This is a genomic window from Streptococcus sp. FSL R7-0248 (genome assembly GCF_037967965.1).
In the GTDB taxonomy this organism is placed as follows: domain Bacteria; phylum Bacillota; class Bacilli; order Lactobacillales; family Streptococcaceae; genus Streptococcus.
On the sequence record NZ_CP150201.1, the window covers coordinates 1,497,610 to 1,522,284 of the forward strand.

General features: G+C 41.6%; 13 protein-coding genes. All 13 read right to left on the reverse strand.

The genetic code is table 11. The features are described 5' to 3' along the window. Positions 1–2: 2 nt before the first annotated feature. Positions 3–182 (reverse strand): accessory secretory system protein Asp4, encoded by a 180-nt coding sequence (gene asp4, locus NYE32_RS06895; protein WP_002883547.1) that lies wholly within the window; start codon positions 180–182, stop codon positions 3–5. Further along, entirely contained in the window at positions 175–1,527 is a 1,353-nt protein-coding gene (gtfB, locus tag NYE32_RS06900) for an accessory Sec system glycosylation chaperone GtfB (protein WP_339156923.1), read from the reverse strand. The genes asp4 and gtfB overlap by 8 nt, the downstream gene beginning before the upstream one ends. Continuing rightward, complete coding sequence (gtfA, locus tag NYE32_RS06905; protein WP_339156924.1) at positions 1,524–3,032, reverse strand: accessory Sec system glycosyltransferase GtfA; 1,509 nt, start codon at positions 3,030–3,032, stop codon at positions 1,524–1,526. The genes gtfB and gtfA overlap by 4 nt, the downstream gene beginning before the upstream one ends. A gap of 12 nt (positions 3,033–3,044) precedes the next feature. Beyond that, a complete protein-coding gene (gene secA2, locus NYE32_RS06910) occupies positions 3,045–5,420 on the reverse strand; it encodes an accessory Sec system translocase SecA2 (protein WP_339156925.1) in 2,376 nt (791 codons plus the stop codon). Further along, a complete protein-coding gene (gene asp3, locus NYE32_RS06915) occupies positions 5,413–5,859 on the reverse strand; it encodes an accessory Sec system protein Asp3 (protein ID WP_048674049.1) in 447 nt (148 codons plus the stop codon). The genes secA2 and asp3 overlap by 8 nt, the downstream gene beginning before the upstream one ends. A gap of 2 nt (positions 5,860–5,861) precedes the next feature. After that, entirely contained in the window at positions 5,862–7,400 is a 1,539-nt protein-coding gene (gene asp2, locus NYE32_RS06920) for an accessory Sec system protein Asp2 (RefSeq protein ID WP_339156927.1), read from the reverse strand. After that, positions 7,387–8,958, reverse strand: coding sequence for an accessory Sec system protein Asp1 (gene asp1, locus NYE32_RS06925; RefSeq protein WP_339156929.1), 1,572 nt, complete (start codon positions 8,956–8,958; stop codon positions 7,387–7,389). The genes asp2 and asp1 overlap by 14 nt, the downstream gene beginning before the upstream one ends. 100 nt (positions 8,959–9,058) lie before the next feature. Next, positions 9,059–10,285, reverse strand: a complete 1,227-nt coding sequence (gene secY2 / locus NYE32_RS06930; protein ID WP_339156930.1) for an accessory Sec system protein translocase subunit SecY2 — start codon at positions 10,283–10,285, stop codon at positions 9,059–9,061. 94 nt (positions 10,286–10,379) lie between these two features. Continuing rightward, a complete protein-coding gene (locus NYE32_RS06935) occupies positions 10,380–12,473 on the reverse strand; it encodes a glycosyltransferase (protein WP_339156931.1) in 2,094 nt (697 codons plus the stop codon). Positions 12,474–12,857: 384 nt separating this feature from the next. Beyond that, entirely contained in the window at positions 12,858–16,037 is a 3,180-nt protein-coding gene (locus tag NYE32_RS06940; protein ID WP_339156932.1) for an SMC family ATPase, read from the reverse strand. Next, on the reverse strand, positions 16,034–17,242 hold the full coding sequence (locus NYE32_RS06945; RefSeq protein ID WP_339156933.1) for an exonuclease SbcCD subunit D: 1,209 nt from the start codon (positions 17,240–17,242) through the stop codon (positions 16,034–16,036). Before NYE32_RS06945 ends, NYE32_RS06940 begins: the two co-directional genes overlap by 4 nt. 244 nt (positions 17,243–17,486) lie before the next feature. Beyond that, positions 17,487–20,618, reverse strand: coding sequence for a DUF2971 domain-containing protein (locus NYE32_RS06950; RefSeq protein WP_339156934.1), 3,132 nt, complete (start codon positions 20,616–20,618; stop codon positions 17,487–17,489). A 206-nt stretch (positions 20,619–20,824) separates the two neighbouring features. Further along, complete coding sequence (locus tag NYE32_RS06955; RefSeq protein WP_339156935.1) at positions 20,825–24,463, reverse strand: YSIRK-type signal peptide-containing protein; 3,639 nt, start codon at positions 24,461–24,463, stop codon at positions 20,825–20,827. Between the last annotated feature and the right edge of the window lie 212 nt (positions 24,464–24,675).

The window sequence follows — 24,675 nt, forward strand, 5'->3', positions numbered from 1 at the left end:
GACTACCTCAACAAACCAATAAGGGTGAAGATCAAACCGATGATAATAACAAGTCCGAGCATGATTGAAAAGCTCTTGTTAATCTTCTCTCCTCTGGTTTCTTTTTCTTTTGTGATAGGCTTTTGCTTGAGTTCTTCCATACGGCCTTCAACGTCACCGTAGAATAAATCTTTTTTAGACATGATTTCCTCCTAAAAGTGATTGTAAGCGGTCGGCCAACTCAGAAGCAGTCAGAGTATTGGCTTGATCTTCTTGAGCTTGCATGGCCTCTTGCATGGCTTGATTGTCGCTTAGGACCTGCTTAATCTTGGCAACCATAGCTGGATAGTTCTGACTGGCATAGATATGCTCTGGTGCTGTATAGACAGGTCCATGAGCTGTTTCTGAAAAGGCCAGAATCAATAATTGGTGTTCAAAGGCAGTTCGCGTCGCCTTATACAATTCATTATGATGGTTAATGTCCAAGTAGAGGTTAGACTCTTGATAGAGCTTGTCCAACTGCTTGTGACTAGCGTTTGGATGGAGCACAACGTTTGAATAACGCATCATTGAGAGCAATCTTGGGGACATCTCAGTGACTGCCGCAATCTGGAAGGTCACATCAGGGAGTGACTCAACCAAGGCTTCTAAACGCTCAATTTGGTCTGAATTGGTTGCAATAAAGGCATTACGAGGTTTGCCATGATTTTCCTTGAAGTCATAGGCATAGCCAAGTGACAAGACCTTATATTTTTTATCCTCAGGCACCAAGGTCAAGGCTTTTTCATAAGTCACCTTATCAGGAATGATGATGGCATTTGCTCTGGCTGAATTATCCTCTAAGATACCATTCATATTTCCTGGTAGGATATCACCCAGTGGCTCTTGCCATACAAGGACATCAGTGGCACCCTTATTTTGCATAGTCCATGAGACGACGAAAGGTGTTGCCAAGCTATTAAAGATAATGTGATTGATATCACCAAAGACCTGAGCTAGGAAGGCTCTAACAAATTCGGTACGGTTGGCGAAACGACGAAGGGCTTGTCCTGGTAGAGTCAAGAGAATATCACTGGTGAGATGATTTTCCAAGATACGTTCGTCACCTTCTTTGGTTTGGTAGCTGGTAAAGACTGCCTGACCGTTCTCATCATGAGTGGTTTTGGCAAAGCAGAATCCGTATTTGTTATAGTGGTCCACTTGGCGAATCTTTCCTGACTTGTCTAACCATTCGACACTTTTAACGATACGAGCCTTGCTACCTTCTGGGTAGGTGATGCGGGCACGTTCTTCGGTAAGATTAGACACACGCGCCATCTGATTGTTCCCTGAAATTTCCCAAAAGGCTGGCACAGGAACTTGGTTGAAAAAGCGTGGTTTACCAGTTTCCTCTTCTGCTTCCACATAGTAGGTGAAAGGAGAGAGAGCGCCTTGAGGGAGAAAACCATCTGGATTGATGACAACTGTTGTGGCATCATAGCCTGCTACCTGAAGTGAGTAAGCTAGATCCTTACTGGCTTGATTGTAGTAATCACATAAGAATATCATGAGCGTACCTCCTCAAGTAACTGTTTCCAAGCTGCCTTGACTTGACTGGTCAAGAAGCCTTTGGCAAGGTCATAAGATTTTTGACGCATGGCTTCGATATTGCCTTTTTCATAGAGACGGACAATGGCATCCTTATAGGACTTGGTGATGACATCCACAACATGATTTTCAGCGACAGGGAGGAGATAACCGTTGCTCCCGTCTTCGATAAAGGTTTGATTCCCATAAGGCACATCAAATCCAATCATCGGAAGACCTGAACCAACCGCCTCCATGAGAGTAAGGCCGAAACCTTCACTGGTTGAAGCTGTTAGATAGACCTCGTACTGGCTATAAATGTCAGTCAAGTCAGCGTGCCCCATGAGTCGGATATAGTCGCCAGCTTGTGCTTCAACAATAATCTCACGCAACTTGGCATCCATACTACCACTACCGTAGATATCAAAAGTGATATCTGGCAGAGTCTTATGAACCTCAATAACCGCACGAACCAACCAGTCAATGTGTTTTTCCTGAGCCAATCGTGAGGCCGTAATCATTGAGAATGGCTTACGTAGTTTGTCCTGCCCGACCAATTCAGGCAGACTTCCCACTGGAATAGTGTAGATTTTTGGATCGTGGTTGGTGTAGCGACGGAACTGCTCTTGAAGAATTTCCTTCTGACGATCAGTTGCCACGATAAAGAAATCAACCTTGTCCGCATTGGTAAACTGGTACTCGTAATAGTTATTCCAGAGAATGTAGTTGTCATCAGTTTGATTGACACTAAAATGCTCAGCGTGAACAACGACGCCTAGGTGAGCAGCTTGCGCTTCTTCAAAGACCAACTGGCCAATGCCTGTTTCACGGTCCAAGATGACCACATCATCCTTGGTTAGGGCTAGACGTTTGAAGAAATAGCGAAGGAATTCTTGCTTACCATAAAGAACCTGATCAGGAAAACGATAGATATCCTGATTATTGTCTCCGACAATCATGTCATAGGCTGTGGACCCATCTTCGTTATAAAAACGACGTTGGTAAACCTTGGCTTGATTATCCTTAGGCGCAGAATACTCACTGCAGTAACGAGTGTAAGAGTAAAAGTCCTTGCGCAAGAGCTTATCGTTGACAAAGTAGCTGACTGTTTCCACTGCATCTTCGTCCATCGCACGAAGGTTACATGCCACTACCATATCATCCTGTGGATAATGGTAACGAATGAGGCGACCAGCAACTTCCTTGCGCTCAGGATTGGCAGGTAAGACGGTCTCTATTTCTGCTAGGCTAATGGTCGATGGCGCAATCTTGATATCTGTAAAATAGTTATGAAGCCAGATGATTTCATCGTCTGAAAAACCAATCTTGCTAGTCATATGCTCGATATTATCCCCAAGGATGAGGTCCATAAAGACAAATTTTGCTTCTTGCCCCATTTCCCTGAAAATCTTAGCACGATAGGCCTGAGCATATTCGACACCACTGCTAGCCCAACCTATGCCTAAATTAATGTTATATACTGTCATAATTTCCTTATTTTATGGGAAATGGCTGATGATATCTCCTTTTTTAGTGACTTGCACCTGACTAAGGAGAAGATTACGAACCATATCCTTTCTAATTTGACGTTTCATGGCTTCGAAGCCCTTGTATGCCTCTTGGTAATATTCGACAATCGGATTCTTTTGACTGAGTTGCTGGCTACCGATAGCCATTTGGAGTTGTTGCAGATAGTCTACCTGCTCTACCCAGTTGTCATCCACAGCCTTAAGCATGGATAGGCGTTGGAAATACTCGTTAAGTTCCTTGGTTTTCAACTCCTGCTTCTTAGCATCAAGTTCACGATAGGCGAACTGGTAGATGAGTTCCAAGACTTGCTCACGATTGTTGAGGTCTAAATCCTTAGGAATTTCATTAATGCGGAAGCTGATATTACGCAAGATGAAATGGTAAAGATTTTCCGATTTTGAGAAATCTTCCTCAGCCATAGCTTGGTCGATGAAATCGTCAAGAACCTCGTCGATAACAGTGTCCAAACCTTGATTGTGGTAAATGAGACGGTCACGTTGAGCATAAATCATCTCACGTTGGATGTTCATACTCTCTGCAAATTCAAGCGTCTGACGACGTGAGGTACGACCAGAACTCTCACTAGCATCTTGGGCTTTTTCAACCAATTTACGATACTTACGACCGGTCAGTTCCTTAGGCTCAATGTGGTCATTAATGGCGTATTCTTTGTAGGTACGGTGAACCCATGATGGACCGTATTTCTTAATCACATCGTCTTCAAGTGAGACGAAGAATTTAGACATACCAGGGTCTCCCTGACGTCCAGAACGGCCACGAATTTGCAAGTCAATACGTTGACTTTCCATACGTTCCGTACCGATTACGACCAATCCACCCAGTTCAGCTACACCCTTGCCGAGCTTGATATCTGTTCCACGTCCAGCCATTGAAGTCGCAACTGTCACGGCACCCATTTGTCCTGATTCAGCAATCATCTCAGCCTCTCGAGGTGCATTGTTGGCATTTAGGAGATTATGAGCAATCCCCTCACGCAAAAGTAAAGAAGAATAAAGCTCTGACATTTCCACCGAACCAACGAAAATCAAGATAGGATTGCCTTTTTCATGATAATGCTTAACATACTCTAAAGAAGCAAAGACCTTCTCTGGCAGAGTCGCATAAATCTTATCTGGATAGTCGATACGTTGTTTCTTACGGTTGGTTGGAATTTGAATGACCTTCATACCATAGGTATCGAGAAATTCTTTTTCCGCAACCTTACCAGTACCAGTCATCCCTGAAATTTTCTTGAATTTTTTAAAGAGACTTTGGTAGGTGATAGAAGCCATGGCTCTGGTTTCTTGTGACAAGGCCACTAATTCCTTGGCTTCAATGGCTTGGTGGAGTCCACCTTGGAGCTTGGTCAATTCCAAGAGACGACCTGTCGATTTATCAAGAAGGACCACTTCAGGCCCTTTCTTACCATCACGAATGATGTAGTCCTTATCCTTTTTATAGAGCAAGTGGGCACGAAGTGAAAAGAGCAAATGACGGGCAAAGGTACTATTTTCCTCATCGTAGAGGTTGCCGATACCGAGGTAGTTTTCAGCAGCCTTGGCACCCTTAGTGGTCAACCAAACTTCACCTTTTTCCTCTTTGAAGATGTAGTCTTCACCCTCGACCAAGGTAGTCATGAGTGTATCCATCATTCCATAGTAGTTGGACTGAACACGGGGCGCACCAGAAATAATCAAGGGCGTCTGGGCACTATCAAGAAGAACAGAGTCTACCTCATCGACGATAGCATAGTTAAAAGGACGCATGTATTTCCCGTCTTGGTTAGAAGCAAGGTTATCAATCAAATAGTCAAAACCTAGACTGGCATTGGTCGTGTAAACGATATCTGATTGATAGATGGCACGCTTTTCAGCTGGTTCCATCTCATTACTGCCTTCCACACAAGGCACACCAATCGTCAAACCTAGGAACTCATAGACCTGACCCATTTCTTCGGCGTCACGGATAGCCAAGTATTCATTGGTCGTAACGAGGATAGCCCCTTCACCTGACAAGGCATTAAGGTAGACTGGCATGGTTGCCGTCAAAGTCTTACCCTCACCGGTATTCATCTCAGCGATATGGCCCTGGTGCATGACAATGCCCCCCATGACCTGAACATCATAAGGAAACATGCCTAGCACGCGCTTATCTGCTTCACGAACAACCGCAAAGGCTTCTGGCAGGAGGTCGTCCAAGCTTTCTCCTTGGGCTAAACGCTCCTTAAATTCCTGCGTTTTATTTTTCAACTCAAGGTTGCTCAGACCGGCCATTTCATCGGCTAGGACGTTGATTTCCTTGAGTATCTCCTTAACAGGGAGAATAGGATTCAGTTGTTTAAACATGTTCTTCTCCTGTTTCTTCCAGTTTCAAGCTGTAGAAATCCAGCTCTTTGACCCCAGCACTCAAGAGAGAAATACGATAGGTATAGGCATCATGAGGGTAAATAAAGGTCATGTGGGTACTTTTTTCAATAAGCTGTTTGATTTCATTGTCATAACGGTCCAAAAAGCTGACTTTCAAAAAGACTGAGCCTGTTGGTACAGCTTCGAGATTAGCTGTCAAGTCATAGCTATGCCCCTTTTTCAAAAGTGGGAGGGCAGGCTGGGTACGAGCAGCTTGATAGTTTTGGATGGCCATCCAAGACTGGATTTCCGTTCCTGATGGCACCAAAGGATTGTAAAATTGCACAGAACCATCTTGGCGTTTAACAATTTTTGAGCCATACATGTAGGCTTTGTGGTTTAAGCCCCACAAGATTTCTGATTTCTTGTTTCTGAACATTCTTACTCCTTCCTTCCAAAATCATTTTCTAAAATCATACGGTAAAAATTGACAAACCAAGTTGTCGCCGTATATGAATCATCGTTGTGTCGACCTGACGTTCCCTTACTGAGAATCTTAGCCCCTGAGTAATAGAGGGACTTGGTAATATCCTCATAGGCCGTCGGATCCATATCCTCGTCTTTCATGTAAGAAAGACCAAAGGTCGTGTTTGAAAAATCTGCTTTTTCAAACTTATTCCAGAACTTCTGATTAAGGGCCTCAACACCCTCATTATCCAAGCGTCCTGTCTGCAAATGCAAGACATCAATTCCTGTCGGGAAAACCTCTGGTGCCAAGAGTCTGGCACGATTACCGATAGTACCAACATTGGCTAGGGGTTTAGACATGATGATGGCATGAGGTTCAAAGTCCGCACCATAGTACATAGATGGGAAGGTTCCCATGGACATCCCAGAGAGAATGAGTTGACTATTGTCAAAACCTAGATAGTCCAAGTAATGTTGGATGGTATCCTTGATACTATTTTCAAGCTCTTCAGTTCCCATGTAGAAGGCTCCCCCTTGGAGACGAGGGTCTGAAAAGAGCAAGAATGGTGTTCCCATCCCTTTCATCATTCCGAAACCTTCGAAACCTTCGGCAGGACGGAAACCTGAGAAGTAAACAGACAAAGGTGGCTTGAAATCCCCAGGATAAAAGAAATAGTTGATTTCCTGACGCTTGCTGTCGTGGAGAATACCACCACCAAGTACAAATTTACCGAATTGGAAACGGGTCAAACGTTGGTGGAGACCACCAATTGTAATCTGACCTTTGCCCTTCATTTCAAGACTAGCAGCCAAGAGGAAGGTCATGTCCTCATCAAGAACAATGGCCCCCTTGCGCATTTCTTCTTCTGAAACGATATAGGTCTTAAAAATACCTGCGACCGAACCTTCTGGCAAAAGATTGAGAATCAAACGACACTCGCAAGTCTCCTCTTTTTCAAATTCCAGCCAAAGCTCGATAGGATTTTCCTTGCTGGCTCTGACATTATAGGTCCAGTCCAAGACAGGACTAAAATCTTGACCATAATCACCTTTTAAAATGACATTTTCATGACCGTGGTAGGTCACCTCACCAGTAAAATTTGGGTTAACCTGGGTAGTGAAAGGAGACATCTTATCCCCATATTGGCCTGAAAAGAGTGCTTTTGAAAGGGTAAAGAGCAACTGTCCTTGATTTGAAAAATCAGTCGGCACAGCACACATTTCCTTGATGAACTGAGCAAGTATCTCATCCGACACTTCAATCGTTTGATCAAAGAAAATAGCATGAGGAATCAAATGCTCTTTAATAGCCATCAATTCCTCAAGACCCGCAAGACTGTCCACAATAACCGCTGTGAAAGCCTTGATTTCGTCTTCTTCGATGGTTTCTTGTAAGGTCTCAAGCTGACCAAGATTGCAATAATACCATTTCATATTTTCAGGAATTTCCTGATTTTCTGACCAGTTGGATGATCCAACTTGTAGTATCTTCAGACGATTATCCTTGGTCATTCTGCTCCTCCTTCAACCAATTTTCCCATTTTTGCACCAAACGGTCTCCTGTATTTTCCTTAATTTTCTCAATAGAGTAGATAAGGGAACGGTTCCAGTTGTTCAACTGTCCCAAATAGTAGTAAGCCCCTTTTTCAAAATCGGACAAGTGCTTCAAGATATAACCATTCTCTTGGTGGGTCACATACTCAGACGCCACACGGTTAATTTGTGGAATACCAGCACTGATTCCAGCAATCTGTGTATAACGATTAGGTTCCTTGCTTAAGTCGACAATAAGTCGTGTAAACTGAAGGGCCTTGATAAGGGCAGTCTCGTCACGCAGGTCTTGGAAAGAAAATCGGCTGACGATTTCATTATTTTCTTCCAATTTATTTTCTGCACCACTACTTTCGACAACCTCTTCAAAGGCATCTGGACTCAAACGTTCTTCAATCATTTTTTCCACTTGATGTTGCAGGCTACCGAGTTGCTCTGGATTGGCATTAAATGCTCCAAACTCAACCTGTGTCTTTGGATACTTAGCCACGAAAGCCAAAACTTGATAAATAGCCTCTAAATCCAACTGATTGAAGTCTACCTGATAAAAGATTTTAGACTCTTTGACACGTTGACTGGTTCCCAAAGCCAAACGGGTATCGAAGGAAGCCATATGTTTGAGCTTCTTAGCCTCTTTCGGGTAGGCAACCTGAAGTTGCTCCAAGTAATCGTAACGATCCGCAATCATCAAGTCCACCTGTGGAAGAAAGTCTGCATAAGCATCAACCTTATCTTCCTGATTACGTTCTGCGAACCAGGTCAAAATCTTTGTATTTTCTGCTGGCAAATGTTTAAAGAGGTGCTTGTTATGACGCAGATCTGACGCAATAACAAAACGGTCTGCTGCCTTGACCTCTTCAGCTAAGAATTTATTCAAAAATTCCCAGATAACTTCTGAAAGATCACCATAATAACTCTTTTCAAAACGGCCATCCGTACGAGGGTTGGCTACAATTCCACGTCCATCAAAGAAATGACAAAGCTGCCAGACTCCCTTGGCGTTGAGGTAGTTTCGATAGATGGGCTGCCCCTCTTCATAATAAAGACTACTCGAAATAAAGCCGCGGTCATCGTAGACATCTTCACGAATGATTTGCTCATCCTTAAAGTAGCGAATCATGCCAATAAAGCCTTCTGAACCGAACTCAATCTCGGCATAACGCTTGTGTTGACATTGCACCACGATGGCAAATGGTGTGTGGACAAAGGTAGACCCTTCTGGCCATTCCAAATCTGTCACCTGAAGGTTTTTCATATCTTCATCAGTGATACCCTGAATCAAGTCAAAAATAGCTGTATAGCCAACTTCCAAGACATCATGACGATGCAAGAAATAACGCAAATGCGGTTGATAGGCCAAAAGCAAAAGCTGAGGCGCTAATTCTTCGTCCTGAAAAATACGAACTTGGTGCAAGCTATCATCAAATTCAATTTTTTGGCGGATACGGTACCAAGGATCAATGGCCGTCTTCCAAAATTCGTCCGTCTGTCCATACCAAGCTGGAATAAAATAATACATGAGTTCTCCTTCATTGTCTTTTCATCACAATACTTGAGATTGAGGGGCAGACCGATCACGCATCACCAGCCTGCCTCTCAACCCCACGAGGGGTGAGAGTTTATACATTTTCAAAAAGTGGGGTATAGGAAGTGTTAAGCTTCAAGGCTTTCATTTCCTCGTTAACGTTGTAAATCATACCGCTAAAAATCAAGAAAGTACCAGGAATCATACTCAATTGCAGGTAATCTGGATTGACCAAGATAATCAGCATTGGAGCACCTGCCATAAAGAGCATATAAAGGGCACCGATAAAACCAAGTCTAAGCACCAAATGGTTGATATAGGCACTAGTTTCTTGGCCTGGATAAACACCGTAGATATACTCACCTGACTTGCGCATTCGCTCAGAGATTTGCTCACCAGAGACATTAACAAAGGCAAAGGCTAACCCTAGAACGAAGAGCATGACCAGATAAACAACCAACCAAAGAGGTTGACCGACTGTCAAAGCCTTGATGGCACCACTGGTCCACTTGCTTTCAGGATGGATAAATTGAATCAGCATAAAAACATACTGCGGAATACTAACCAGCGACATGGCATACATGAAAGGCATCCCTCCGGCTGGATTCAGCATAATATCCAAGTAAGAATACTGTTTAAATCGGTTATGAATATTGATTTTATTGATTGAGATACGGTATCTAGCCCTCTGCACAACCCCTGAAATATAGAGGAAGACCAAACTGAATAGAATCAGAGGAAGCAAGACATCCCAACCGATACCTAACTTTTCAATACTATCCATGATTTGATAGGGCAGATTGGCCATCATACTTGCCATCAAGATAACAATGGAGCCTCCAATCCCAAAGAGAGAGTTGAGGTCTGATAGCCAAACCAAGAAGAAGGTCCCGGCAATTAATAAAATGGTATTCATGAAAATAGCGAGACTAGCATTAACCCCTGAAACGATAGGTAAATTCAAGGATACTGCCAAAGATTGAACAATGGCAATCCCTAGGGCCAAATACATGCGTCTACGGTCCTGAATCTCAATGGGAAGATTTTTCAAGCCCATTTTCTTAGAGAAAGAAAACATCTGCCAGAGAATCATGGCCGACATCCAGGGCGACAAGCCCACTGAAAATAGAGACATGGACCTGAGGTTCCCCCCCATCATGGCACTAGAGAAAGCCAAGGAACCCATGGCTCCCCCAAAGATATTTGCATTTTTCAAATCCACAAACGGTAGAACCAATTGATTTCCCAAACAATAAATAAAGAGGAAAAAGAGGGTCCATAAGACACGTTTGGTGATTATCGATTGACTAATTTTTTTCACTATTACTCCTATTTCCTGCCCATAGACAGGCTGATGTTATTTCGATTGAAACGAGACAGAGACGCCATTTCAGCCTACTTATCCAAGCAAAGGATTACAGGCTCTTCTTACGCATTTGTCGAATGGTCTCAGCCATCTCTTTCCAACGATCTCTTGAGTAGGTTTGTTGGTTATGCTTGGTTGACTTAAGGTCCTCGAACCCTAAAATTGGTTTGTTTTCAAACCTAAAGGCATCAAGAATTTCCACTACTTTTCTTCCTGGATTGATATCTAGAAGCAAGTCACTGGTACGCAACAATTCCAAATCTAGCCCATTTAAGCCCGCAATGGCTGAGTAAACCGTCACATTTGGATAGGTAATCAATTGGGCCAGTTTATCTGTCACATGCTGTCGAGAGGCAATTTTAAACTGTACCTTAGGAAGAGCCGAGATAAGGTCCGTCAAATGCGGAATTTCTGAAATGTTGGTGTAAATCAAACAAGTAAACGGACGGCCCTTAGGATAAATCATGTCCTCTGAAAGTGGCAATAAAGTGGCATTTTCAGCAACCTCTGACCAATCCATTTGAGCATAGAACCACCAGACCTCGCGATAAGCTTGGCAAGCCAATGGTAACCAAGGCTTACGGTGTGAGGCATAATGCACAACCTTAGGATAGTCTTGACCATTTGGCAGATGGAAACCAGCTAAACTAGACTTGGTAACCGCATAGTTGTTGTCAAAAGACAAGGGCAACCAGTTGTTACGGAAGACCATGTTTAGAATGGACTGCTCCGCAAATGGGACCTTGTCATGCCATTCACTAGTCATGTCGATTAGGTGGCGTCTCATGTTGTACTGCTTCCAATAAGCCGTATCAATCACCATGAAGCCAGCATCAAACATCGCCTGGCAATCCTGAACCTGAGTAGCATAATCACGCACGGCAGCCAAAGGTCGACCTTGCAAATCAAGGGTAAAGAGGTCCTCTAGAGAACCTGTAACCACCATGTCACTATCCAAATAAAGGGCCTGTTCCTCAGACACAAAGTCCGCCACAAAATAGCGAAGATAGCTTGCATAGTTGCTATTAGTCTTGTATTGCTTGATATGACTACTATCCACACGACAGTTAATCACTTCACTACCAAAGGCAGCCAGATGACGGTTTAGTCCTCTAAACCACTCTTGAGAGAAATCATCGTTAATCAAGTAAAAACGAATGTTGCGATGATGGAAAACGATGGATTTGATGGTCGTAAGCACTTGGTCAACATAAGTATAGTTAGCCGCAAGAACAATAGCACGCTTTTTAGTCTCATAACGTTGAGGAGCTAAACTCAAGACCTGGAATTTCTCCTGAATGGAGCGGTAGGCATCAGAATCCGTGAGACCTTGCTCCTCCACATTTTTCAAGCAAGCCTCTAGCATCTGACGGTAGGTAACCATGTATTTCTCCAAAGGGAAACCATGACTAGCAACAATAGCCAAGCGTTCTTCCATGGCATAAACCAAGGTCATCATCCAGTCTTGCATCCAAGTCGCTGATGGCATCTCTGGACTCTCACGATATACATAAAGTCCCTTGTTGAGATATACCGTACGCTCACTCATGAGATAGGCTTTAAGGTTGAAAAAGCCATCCTCCCCTGCATGCTCTTTTGGAAAAAGCAAGTCATTAAACAAAGAACGTTTGTAGAGTTTGCCTGTTGCAGAAATCAGAGCGATGTTAATGTTATTGGTTTCTTCAAAGAGACCATCAATAATCTGAGCCGGTGAATAAACCTGCTCATAATAATCTTCATCCTTGATATAAAAATAAAAGAGATCTTCCGATTCCTTATAGACACTGTAATTGGCCACTGCGATATCCGCCTTGTGAGATTGAAGCGCCTTATAAAGCTCCTCTAGATAGGTTGGCTCTACCCAATCCTCAGCATCCACGTAGGTGACGTAAGCTCCCTTAGCCTGACGAATACCAATATGGCGAGCATCTGAAAGCCCTCCATTATCCTTTTTAAAATAGAGGATACGAGAATCCCTAGCAGCATAACTACGGCAAATGGCATCACTATTATCTATTGAGCCATAATTGATGAGAATAATTTCAAGATTTTGATAGGTCTGACCCAAAACACTGTCTAAACAGGTCTGGAGTTGATTTTCTACATTGTAAACGGGAATAATTACGGAAATTTTTTCTGTCATTTTTTATTTCTTATTTTTTCTAGCTAATACATTTTTTTATTTTCCTGTCTCAAACTTTCATAAGATAGCAAGGAACAGTCTAAGAATCTGACAAGCATTTTACGGTCACAAGATATAAAGATCGTAAACACATTCTATACACTTTTTCCTTGATTTTATCGAGACTTAACCATATTAAATTATAACATAGTATCACTTAATTTTCTAATAGATTAACTTTTTTATGAGGGATTTTTTTCAAATAAATTTCCTTTTATTTTCAAAAAAAACTGATAGTTAGGAAGATTGAAATAGGTGGATAGAAAAAGAGATAGCTCCGATGAGAAACTATCTCTTAGAATAATTAAAACGTTTTGACGAGAGTTTTTAACCCCTTGACTTCTCTTACCCTTTATCCACAATCTTAATACGGCTACTGCCATCATGCGACTTGATGATAGCTAATTGTTGGGCGATGCCTTCTTTCATGTCGTCCACGTGACTGATGACACCGACCATACGGTTTTCACCGATTTGTTCCAGAACAGCGATAGCTTTGGTCAGGGCTTCCTTATCCAGTGAGCCAAACCCTTCGTCGATGAAGAGAGCTTCAACAACAGCACCCTTGCTGGTATTTTGCACCACCTCTGAGAGGGATAGGGCAATAGCCAGTGCAGCGATAAAGGTTTCTCCTCCAGACAAGGATTTGACGGAACGCTCGCTACCTGTCAGCTGGTCATAGACATTGATGTCTAAGCCGAAGTGATCACGCGCCCGACGCCCTTCTTCACTCAGAACAAAGGAATAGCGGTTATCCGTTAAGAGACCGATGTAGTTAGCATTGGCATAGTCCAAGATTTGTTGGAAATACTGACGGATAACATAGACTTCAAGATTGAGTCGTCCAGTTAGTGCTGTATTTTCTCCCTTAACCACCTTAACCAAATCACTGAGTTCTTGGTGAGCTTTAAAGGCCTCTTGATTACTGTCTTGAAGGGTTTTGGCCGCTTGGTAGGTAGCCGTCGCATCCTTAAGCCCCTGCTCCATGACAGAAACCTGAGCCAGCTGCTTATCATAGCTCTCCTGACTAGCCTCTACTGCTTGTGTTAGATTGCCAAGGTCCGGCTTTTCTTGGTCTTTGATAAGCTCTTGACCCTTGACAATCTGCGCCTTCAACTCTTGTTTAAGAGTTTGGTAGCTTGTCAATTGAGCCTGGAGCTTAGGAATGGCTTGCTTGTTCACCTCAAGAAGCCAAAGCTGGATTTGCTCTAGGTCATTGGTGAGGGCCCCTTCAGCCATAAGACTTTGGTCTATTTCAGCCGATAAATGCTTAGTTTCTTGGCTAGCATTTTCTTTAGACTTGGTTAGGCTCTCAAGTTGCCCCCTGATTCCTTGAATGTCGGCATGAAGTTGGTTGTAGGCTTCACTATTTTCCTTGACTTGCTTATTGTAGAGGTCCAACTCCTGCTTTGCTAGGGAAATACGTTCTTGATAAACCTCAACAGATTCAAGCTCTTGATGAGCTTCTTGTAACTCCTTAAGACGTTCCTTGGCTTGGTCAAGCGCCGCCTTAGCCTCTTGATAGGCTTTAGCCAAATCTATCGATTTTTCCTGAACCTTGGCTAACTCATCTTGATAATGGAGACGATCTGCCTCTTCCTTATCAAAGCGTTTGTGTAGCTCTTGATAATACTGTTCAACCTTTCGGAGTATGGTTTGTCCACAGTCTGCTTCATAGTCCTCAGCAAAATCAAAATCAAATTGTCCCTTAACTTGCTCTTGGAGTTCTAGATAGTGTTTTTCAAGAGTTAACTTGACTTTAGCTACTTGGTCAAGCAAATCTTGACGTTTAGATTCAACCTCGCTCAAGGTAGCCTGACGATTTGACAAGGTAGCCACTTGCCTTTCTTTTTGAGCTTGAAGTTCCTCCACCTGATTCATGAGATCCTTCAAGTCCGCTTCATTCGCCTTTGTCCCATCGACCTTAGGATGGTCAATGGAACCACAAACCATACATGGCTGTCCATCCTCTAATTCTGCCTGCAACTGGGCAATCATGAGTTGACGACGTGAAGCTAAAGTGGTTGCTAACTGGTCTTCCAATTCCTTGAGACTTTCTTGAGCTTGGTCAATATCCAAAGATAACCCTTGTTGACGTTTTTCCGTCTTGGCCAACTCCTGCTTCAAGTCCTCTTTTTCTTTCAGGTCCTGAGCCAGTTGATTATCCACACTGTAACCCACAGACTGGAGGAGTTTTTCGGCTTCATGCAAGCTATCTAAACTTAGGCGATTGGCCTCCAAATCTGACAAGGACTGGTTGAGGAGCTCAATCTTTTTCGACGCCTGTTGATAGGTTTCTTCCAACTGCTTGTAGTTAGTACGTGAACGTTTGATTTTCTCCTGCTCTCGGACAAGACTCTGAGCATAGATAATATCCTCTTTCCAAGTTTCAAGCTCCTCTTCTTTTTGAAGAGAGTCCTTAGATTGAGCTGCGAGTGCCTCTTTTTGTGCCTTAACTCCCTCAAAAGCCTGCTGCTTTTCACTCAATTCTTCCTGAGCGATTTCAAAATCCTGCTCTAATTGCAATAACTGTTTCTGATATTGTTTGAGGCTACTAATAGTTTCTTGCAACCCTTGGGCAAACTGCAATTCCTCCAGATGCACTTTAGCCTCTGCCTGTTCTTGAGCACCTTCCTCAATTTCCAGACGGTAACGTTCCTTGGCTTGCTTCAATTCTTGGAAAATCATTGCCAAATCTTGGGCAGTTTGCAAGCTCTTCTGCAGCTTAGCCAAATCCTCATGGGCATCCTTCAAGATGCTTTTTTGCTCCGTAAGACTTTCTTGACGCTGAGACAAAAGCTCTTCAAGGCGTGCCAATTTTTCAGAGGCTGGCGTTTGGGCCAAGACGGCTAATTCCTCCTCAGACCAGACCTGACTAGCAAAATGGCCATCTAGCTGAGCTTGGCGCTTATCCATATCCTTATTGCTCTGACGAAGACGCTCTTCCAAGCTCTTTTGAAAACGGTCAAAAATACCCGTTCCAAAGATTTTCTTCAAAATTTGAGTTTTGGTCTTAGAATCTTCTTTCAAGAAACGGCTAAAATCATTTTGCGGAAGGAGAATAATCTGTTTGAACTGCTCAGCATTGAGCCCCAAAATCTGCTCAATCTGGTCACTCACTTCCTTGATCTTATCCCCAAGCTTTTCAATTTCCTGACCCCCAATCTTATCCACAATGACTAATGAAGCCGTCGCCTTTTGCATGGTCGTGCCCCCACCTCGCTTGGCTCTCTCCTGCTGGAGCACCCGCTCAATGCGATAAAGATGCTTGCCTTGTTGGAAATAAAAGGTTACCTTGGTCAAGTCATCCTCTGGACCAGCGAAGGTTGACCGCATCTCCTCAACATTGCGGTCGCCACTGGTCGTCGCAAACAAGGCAACCGTCATGGCATCAAAGAGGGTACTCTTACCAGCCCCCGTGTCCCCACCAATCAAAAAGAGGGGAGCGTGGTCAAACTGGGTGAAATTGATGACTTCCTTACGATAAGGTCCAAAATTGGTCAATTCTAACTGAACTGGTCTCATTGTCCACTCCTTCCAATCTCCTCAAAAATACTTTCCACAAGGGCAGTTTGTCTCTCAGACAAGACATCGCCCCCAGTCACTGTCTGGTAAAAATCAGAGACAATTTCCTGCGGTGATTGCATTTCCAAATCTTTTAAGTGCTGATCTACAGTCAAGCTTTCTTCCCTGACATCACCCAAACGACTGAAAGTGATTTCTACAATGTCTGTCCCATAAATCTCTTCCAGACGGGCACGCACATTGATACCCTCTAACTCCTTACGGCTAGACAGTTGAATATCAAAGGCAAACCAAGCCTTTTGACAAGGCTGTTCCCTATAAAAGTCAGGTGACATCAAGGTTTCAAAAGACGCCTGCAAGGCCAAAATCGGTCGTTTGACCTCTAGAGGATGGAAGGTCTGAGACAAGTCTCCAGTTGCATCCAATTCAAGAATATAGACACCCTTTTCTTCCCTACGCTTGGCTTCTTTGACATTAAAGTCGACTGGACTGCCTGAATATTGCACGCGCTGGCTCGGACTGGCAAAGCGCGTATGGATATGCCCTAAGGCCACATAATCGAAAGCCTTGAAAAGGTCACTGGTCACATTGGTAAGACCACCTACCGTATTGCTAGTTTCAGACAACATCAATTCCCGTAGACTTTGACCATCGCTATCATCCTTCTTAGAAACTGCAAAATGCGCCACCAAGACATGGGCCTTGTCAGGATCAAAAGCTTTTTCCATATCCTCGAGAATGTAGGCCAAGGCATCACCAATTCCCTGAATTTCCTTATTCTCATCGTCTTTATAGTAAATACGAGCATCAATGGGATCAATAAAGGGAAGCAGGAAAATCTGGCAAGCCTTCAACTCAATAGGCTCAAAAGCCTCCTCCAAACGTGTGCTCAAATGAAGGCCCTGAGGTTGAAAGAAGTCACGCCCAAAATGCAAACGTTCCGCACCATCGTGGTTGCCACTGATAGCATAGACAGGAATCTGCTCCTCCAACACCAAACGGGCCAAGGTCTTATTAAATAGCTTAATCGCATCCACAGGCGGTACCGCACGGTCATAGAGGTCTCCCGCAATGATAACCCCATCCACTTTTTCACTAATAGCCAAATCCACAATCTGTTGAAAGGCCCACTCCTGCTCCTCCAACAAAGACCAGCCATTGAGGGTTCGCCCCACATGCCAATCTGACGTATGTAAAAACTTCATGACAGTCTCCTCATTCGTTTTGTCTTACTCTATTGTACCTTATCAAACTGAATACTGCTTAAAAGATTCACAGGCTTTGATAGTTTTCCCACTTTTTATCTAAAAAGACCAAAAAATCTCTCCCGAGCAATTCACTCGAGAGAGATTTTATTTTTGGAATTTATGAGAGATAATCAGGAAGAAAATATTCGAGAAAACCTAATATACATTACGTTTAATAATTTTTTCGATTACTCCCACAAAATTACTTGAATTTTCTTTCAGAAGTAGTAAATTCGATATCCTTATCAACAAGTCTAATCAATGGAGTCACATACTCTGGTCTAGAAAATTTCGGTCCGAAAATTACCCTTTTTATTTGAATTGGGTCCTCCCTTTCCAAATAAGGTTTTGCCAACATATCGCTGTCATATTGTATTCCTATCAGTTCAGTCACCTTTGGTTCTTCTGATGTAGATGCATTTGCTGTTGATTCCTTTGGTTCTTCTGATGTAGATGTATTTGTTGTTGATTCCTTTGATTCAATTGCTATTGATTCTATCGTAGCATATCTTAGAACTCGTAATTCTTTTTCATATTTATAACCCGATGCCTTAAATAGATATCTAATTTCTTCTAATAGTTTGTTAACATCACTAAGTAATTCTGGATTTTCCAATTCATATACATTATCAATTTTTTCTTTAAGCTTACTTAATAGCGATGTAACTTTTTCTCTCTCTTTCTTTTTTAACAAAACATCTTCACTGGAAACTAATAGTTTCCCCTTCTTTAACTCATGTTCATCTAAATAACAAATTCGAAAAAGTTTTTCTTTTTCTGATTCTTGTTTTGACTCTGGCTCCGATAAACTATGTTCTTTATCTTGGTTATTATTAGTTTCTCCAAAATTTGACTGTCCACTCAACCAGTCTATATCTTTAGGAGCGCTTACCAATTGAAAACTATCACTCTTTAATTCAAGAAATACCCCTTCTGCATTGGCGCCATACTGTGACCACATTGCTAAATCATCAATTGCAGTGGTTAAACACATCAAAAACCATGGACTTGGTTCCAAAGAATCATCAATTTTATTTGCTTTTTGCTGCGATAAGTATCTATCTAAAATCTTTCCTTCTTCTGGATCATTCATATAATCAACGTTGTATAACCTTGACTTACTAGTAACTTTGTATCCTCTTTGTTTAGCAATATTTTCTTCTTGGTTCAAGTGTATTTGTAGAGTTCGTGCGGATGTATAGTGACCAAAGCCTTTTCTTGGAAATTCTTTTACAGCTAATTCATATTTTATTTTTAGTACTAAGCTATATATATTTAAGATATACTCAGTTCCAATTCTATCATGCTTATATCCATCTAATAAATGTAATAACATACCATTATTCGTCTTTTGAACACTTTCAATACTATGTAATTTATTAATGAACTTCTCAACCCAATGCCTTAATTCTGCTTGTTCTATTATTTCTCCATGGTTAATCTTTTTATTAAGATTAGAAAGTATATCACTTATTATCTCAACTACTAAATCAACTCTTTCTTTTAAAGGAGTCCCTAACAAGCTCTCTAATTCTATTAAATGTTTATTTAAAGTTTCGATATTATTCTCGATTCTAATCATACTTATAAGAATCTTACCGAATAATTTTATAACCTCAACAAAATTCGAATACTTATTATAAATAGCATCGGCTGTACTTTTTATGTCCTTTAATTTTTCTCCGTCTTTCTCTTTCGAAGCTAGATAACAAAGTATTTTAAGATAAGTAATATCTATTATTTCAATAGATAGTTCTTTATTATAATCAAGGTTTTCATAATTAAGGTTTTTATAAATAGTCGTGGCCACATCTACTGTCTGATTTAAATCCTCAACTTTTTCCTGTTTTAAAGCTAGACACTCCAATATACTAAGGAAAATAGGATCTAATTCCCATTTTTCCTTCCACTCCTTTTTATAAACAGCAGATGCCTTATCTACTGTCTCTTTAAGGGATTTTTCGTCCTCTTGTTGTTTAGCCAAATAATATAGTATCCTTAAGTAATCACTAGCAATTCCCTCTGAATCTGGATACTTAGCATAAACCTCAGATGCTTTATCTGCTATATCCCTTAGGGATTTCTCATCCTCTTGTTGTTTAGCCAGACAATATAGTGTCCATAAGTAATTACCAGCAATTCTCTCTGAATCTGGATACTTAGCATAAACCTCAGACGCTCTATCCACTATATTCCTTAGTGATTTCTCATCCTCCTGTTTTGGAGCTAAAAAGAATAGTATAACTGAATAATTTTTAGCGATTTTCTCTGAACTTAAATAGCTTTCATAAACCTCAGACGCTTTATTTGCTATATCCTTGAGAGATTCCTCATCCTCTTGTTTTGAAGCTATATGTAATAGTAAAGTTGAGTAATTTTCAGCGATTCCCTTTAAATCTGAATGATTGGCATAAACAGTAGACGCTGTATCTGCTATATCCTTGAGAGATTCCTCATCCTCTTGTTTTAAAGCCAGACAGCGAAGTATACAAAGGTAATTATCAGCATTTTCCTCTGAATCTGAATGATTGGCATAAACAGTTGACGCCTTATTTGCTGTCTCTTTGAGAGATTGTTCGTCCTCCTGTTGTTTAGCTAGAAAATATAGTATCAAAAGGTAATTATTTGCATTTTCCTCTGAGTCTGAATAGCTGTCATAAACAGTTGACAACTTATCTGCTGTCTCTTTGAGAGATTGTTCGTCCTCCTGTTGTTTAGCTAGAAAATATAGTATCCAAAGGTAATTATTTGCATTTTCCTCTGAGTCTGAATAGCTGTCATAAACAGTTGACGCCTTATCTGCTGTCTCTTTGAGAGATTGTTCGTCCTCCTGTTGTCTAGCTAGATAATATAGTATCCAGAGGTAATTATTTGCATTTTCATCTGAGTCTGAATAGTTGTCATAAACAGTTGACGCCTTATCTGCCGTATCTTTAAGAGATTCTTCATCCTCCTGTTTTGAGACCAGAGAACGAAGAATCCAGAGGTAATTATTAGCAACCTTCTCTAATCCGCCATGTTCATCATAAACAATAGACGCTTTTCTAAACGTCTCCTTTAAGAGTTGCTCATCCCCCTCTTGTATAGTAGCTAAATAAAACAATAGAATAAGATAAATATCAACAATGTCTTCTGAATATGAATGGTCATCATAAACAATAGAGGCCTTATCCACTATCTCTCTGAGAGATTGTTCATCTTCCTGTTTCGAAGCTAAATCAAAAAGTATATCGAGGTATTCACTAGCAATTTCCTCTGAGTCTGGATTCTTTAAATACTCTTTTTCGAATTTTTCAAATTTTTCTATAAACTCCTGATTTGAATCACTATTCATTTTTCCTAATCCTTCTTTCTTATTTTGTTTTACTATAGCGACGATATCATTATATCAAAGAAAACTTTACAATACGATAGCACCTTCAAAATACAGAAGAATTCCCTTAACATTTACAATTAAGCAAAACCAAAAAATCTCTCCCGAGCAATTCACTCGAGAGAGATTTTATTTTTAGAATTTATGAGAGATAAGGTGTGGAAATCTTAGTCTTGGTTTTTACGACGATTCATAGCCGCAAGTCCTGCCATAAGTCCCATAACAACAACACCCATTGCTGCGAGGTTGTTATCTGCCTCACCTGTTACTGGCAATTGTTCGTCGCCTTCTTTAGCTTTATCAGAACCATCTGCCTTCTTACCATCTTTGTTTCCAGATTTCTTCTTATCTGAACCTTTACCATCTGAAGCGCCATCAGCTGCTGAGCCAGATCCAGAACCTTTAGAACCCTTAGATCCGTTTGAAGTTGCTTTGACAGCCTTAGATGTTGAACTTCCAGATTGACCACCGTTACCGTTTGATGGTGTTGAGCCATCTTCGACTTTACGGTAGATGTAAGTTACGACTGTTTGACCTTCTGTCATCTTGTCTGTAGATTTACCTTCTTGACGGATCAATTCATATTTCACACCGTTACGGTAGATGTAACGGTCACCATGAACATTAACTTCTGAACCAACAGAGTTAGTGATCACAAGTGGCATCTTGATTTGGTTACCATACTCGTCACGGTAGATAACAACGATAGTACCAACTTCTTTGTTAACTGCCGGTTTAGCAGGTTCTGCATTAACCACCTTGTAAACAACCTTTGTATCTTCACCAGGGTTGCTTGGTGTCACACCAGTCTTATCAGCCTTGTAACCTTTCACTTCAGGAACAAGTGTCATAGCAGCCTTAGTTGGATCGTTAGGATCATTTGTGTAAGTAACTGCTTCAACACCTGGGATTGGATTCCCTTTTTCGTCAACGGCAATAATCTTACCAAATTTAGTGTAAGTTACAGTCTCAACCTTGCTGTCCATAGTGACATCTTGAGAAGCCACACGGCCTTTATCGGCGAAGTAACCGTTAACCATTGGTGTAATCACGAGATCAAACTTAGTCTTATCTGCCTTCCATTCACCAGTTGTAAGAATATCACCTGTTACAGAATCAAGCGTCAATGAACGTTTCCATTGTGCTTTCTGAACACTATCTGCTGGCAATTTAGCATTGCTATCTTTGCTTGCATAGTGAACAGTGTATGTCACATCTTTAAGGTAAGCATCCTTAGCTGGCCATTTTGGACCGTTTGGTTGGTTAGGATAGATTGGTGTTCCTGGTTCGTGAGCATTGTCTGGATTAAAGTCAAGTGCTACACGTTTGAAGCTTACTGTCCAAACTTGGTCAACTGTGCTATCCAAGTCAAAGCTTGCACCAGTTGGGTAACCATCTGTTACAAGGACATAGCCAAGGTCTTGATAGTGTTTGATACGTTCAGCTGTTGAATAGTTAACCGCTTCACCAGACTTACCAGCCAAAGCAACAGTTTCAAGGGTTGAACCACTTGTTTCATCACGGTAAACAACACTTGCTTTTTGATCGTTCTTAACGTAAACAACCTTAGTATCGCTAGACAAGTCACCTGGTGTTACAGGTACTACCTTAGCAGTGTAACCTGGGATAGTTGGCAAGTTCTTGTCAACTGCAATCATCTTAGTTGGATCGTTAGGATCATTGATGTAGGCAGTATCTGACACACCTGCAATTGGGTTCCCATTTTCATCGACAATGACAAATTTACCAAAGGCCTTATAAGTTACGGTATCAGTTGCTTCTGGAGCATCTGGAGTTACTGTCTTACCACCTGCTACCGCTTTATCGGCATAGTAACCATTAACAACAGGAACCTTAACTGTACCGTAAGTGTGGCTAGTTTCATTCCAAGTCACCTTGCCAGTCGCTTGGTTATCCTTACCTGCAAAGGTATAGTCAGATTTCACATCTGCAGCTGGAGTTTTATCGCCAGCACCTTGGAATGTAACTGTTTGTTTCGTCGCCTTAGTCACATCGTTAACGATTGCTACGTAAACGACACGAGTGTCTTCACCTGGATTTGATGGTGATGCAGGGACAACCTTAACAGTGTAACCAGGAATACTTGGAAGCGTCTTGTCGATGGCAATCATCTTAGTCGCATCATTAGGATCGTTAGTGTAGGCAGTTGTTGATACACCTGGAATTGGATTTCCATTTTCATCCACAGCGATAAATTTACCAAAGGCCTTGTATGTCACTGTGTCTGTTGCATTTGGTGCATCCGGAGTAACTGTCTTACCACCTGCTACAGCTTTATCGGCGTAGTAACCAATAACAACTGGAGTCTTAACTGTTCCATAAGTGTGAGTCGTTTCAGTCCAAGTTGTTGTGTTAGTTGTAGGATCTTCTTTACCGCTGAAGCTAAAGTCATTTTGAGTATTAGCAGCTGGTGTCTTTGTATCAGCACCAGTGTAAGTTACTGTTTGACTTGTTGTTTTTGTAACATCTTTAGTGTCTTTTTCAACGATGATGTGGTAACGGTAACCTGGAGCTAGGTATTGACCACCACCATTGGCATCAATTGAAGCGTCCAAACCTTGTGAACCATTGGCAAATTGCACAAGGTCAACCACACGACTTTGGTTACGGTCCCAAGAACGTTCTGAACGAATTGTTGCAATACCGTTGTTATAGTCGTATTGACGTTCTGACTTCAAGACATCTACGTAAGCATTAGCTTTAGATTTGTCAGCAGATGCATACTTGATACGGTATCCTGCTGGTACTGGTGGAAGTTCTGTTACACCAGCATCGTAGATTTTATTGTAAGTCTTACCGTTTGCTGTGATTGTTTCAGTTGAGTTGTTGATACGGTATGTTGAAGATCCAGGAATCTTGTTTCCTGCATCATCAACATAGTCAATAATACCAAGGTTAGCGTAGTTAACGACAACCATGTAATTACCGTTTGTAACGTAGTCATAAGGTCTCATTACTCCACGGTTATCACGACCGACTTTGAGGTGGTTGATGTAATCAATATTAACAAAGTATTGTTGACGTTCTGGCAAATAGGCAAGTTTGTAGCCGAGGTTTGTCAAGTCAGGGTTTGTTGAGCCTGCTCCAGCATTTGTCAAAACAGCAACCGCATCAGCTGTACGAAGACTACGGTTTGATACCGCAAGTCCCATAGCGTTGATGAGATTTTCAGAGTTAAGACTTGCTTCAGCAGCATTCAATTCACTGCTTGTCACAGCTAACTCGCTAGTCGCTACTTTAAGGACGCTATTTACAGCGTTAGTTGTAGACTCTGCACTGGCAGTTTCTGCTGCAGTCGCAACTGAAGTAGCCGCACTTGTTTGTGCTGATACTTGACCAGCAACAGGAGTTTCTGCTACAGCTGTTGAGCTAAGAGCTTGAGCACTTGTAGCTACAGATGAAGCAGTCGCGGTTGCAGACTCAGAGCTCGCTTGCGATGCAGCCTGAGAAGCTACTTCTGAACTAGCTGCTGTTTGACTAGTTGTTGAAGCTGCTTGGCTTTGAGCTGCTGATTGTGGTTGTTCACTAGCCAAGGCCACAGTAGAGACTGAACTTGGTGCGTTTTCTGTTGTTGCTGGAGCTACTGATGTTGTTGGCGTTGATTGCTCCACGACGACATCTGGCTCAGCAGTTGTTTCCATACCTGCGGTAGTTGGTGCTACCGTTTCATCAGCTTGGGCACCCTGTGCATTTGAGAAGATTGAAACTCCCAAAAGTACAGAGGCTACACCAAAGCTGTATTTTCTTAATGAAAAACGTTGGCGTTTATTAAACATATCTCTCATAATAATAAATTTCCTCAATATCCAAATTACTTTATATACAATTTCCATTTTATACTATAATTATTAAATTGTCAAATATATACTAATAATTGTGTAAAAGTTTGACTTTTATTAGAAAACATTAATTTAAAACTTTTATCTAAGTCCTTTGAAACTTCAAAACGTTCGTGCTTTTATTTAGCACAATTCCCTATTTTGTCAGTTTTATAATT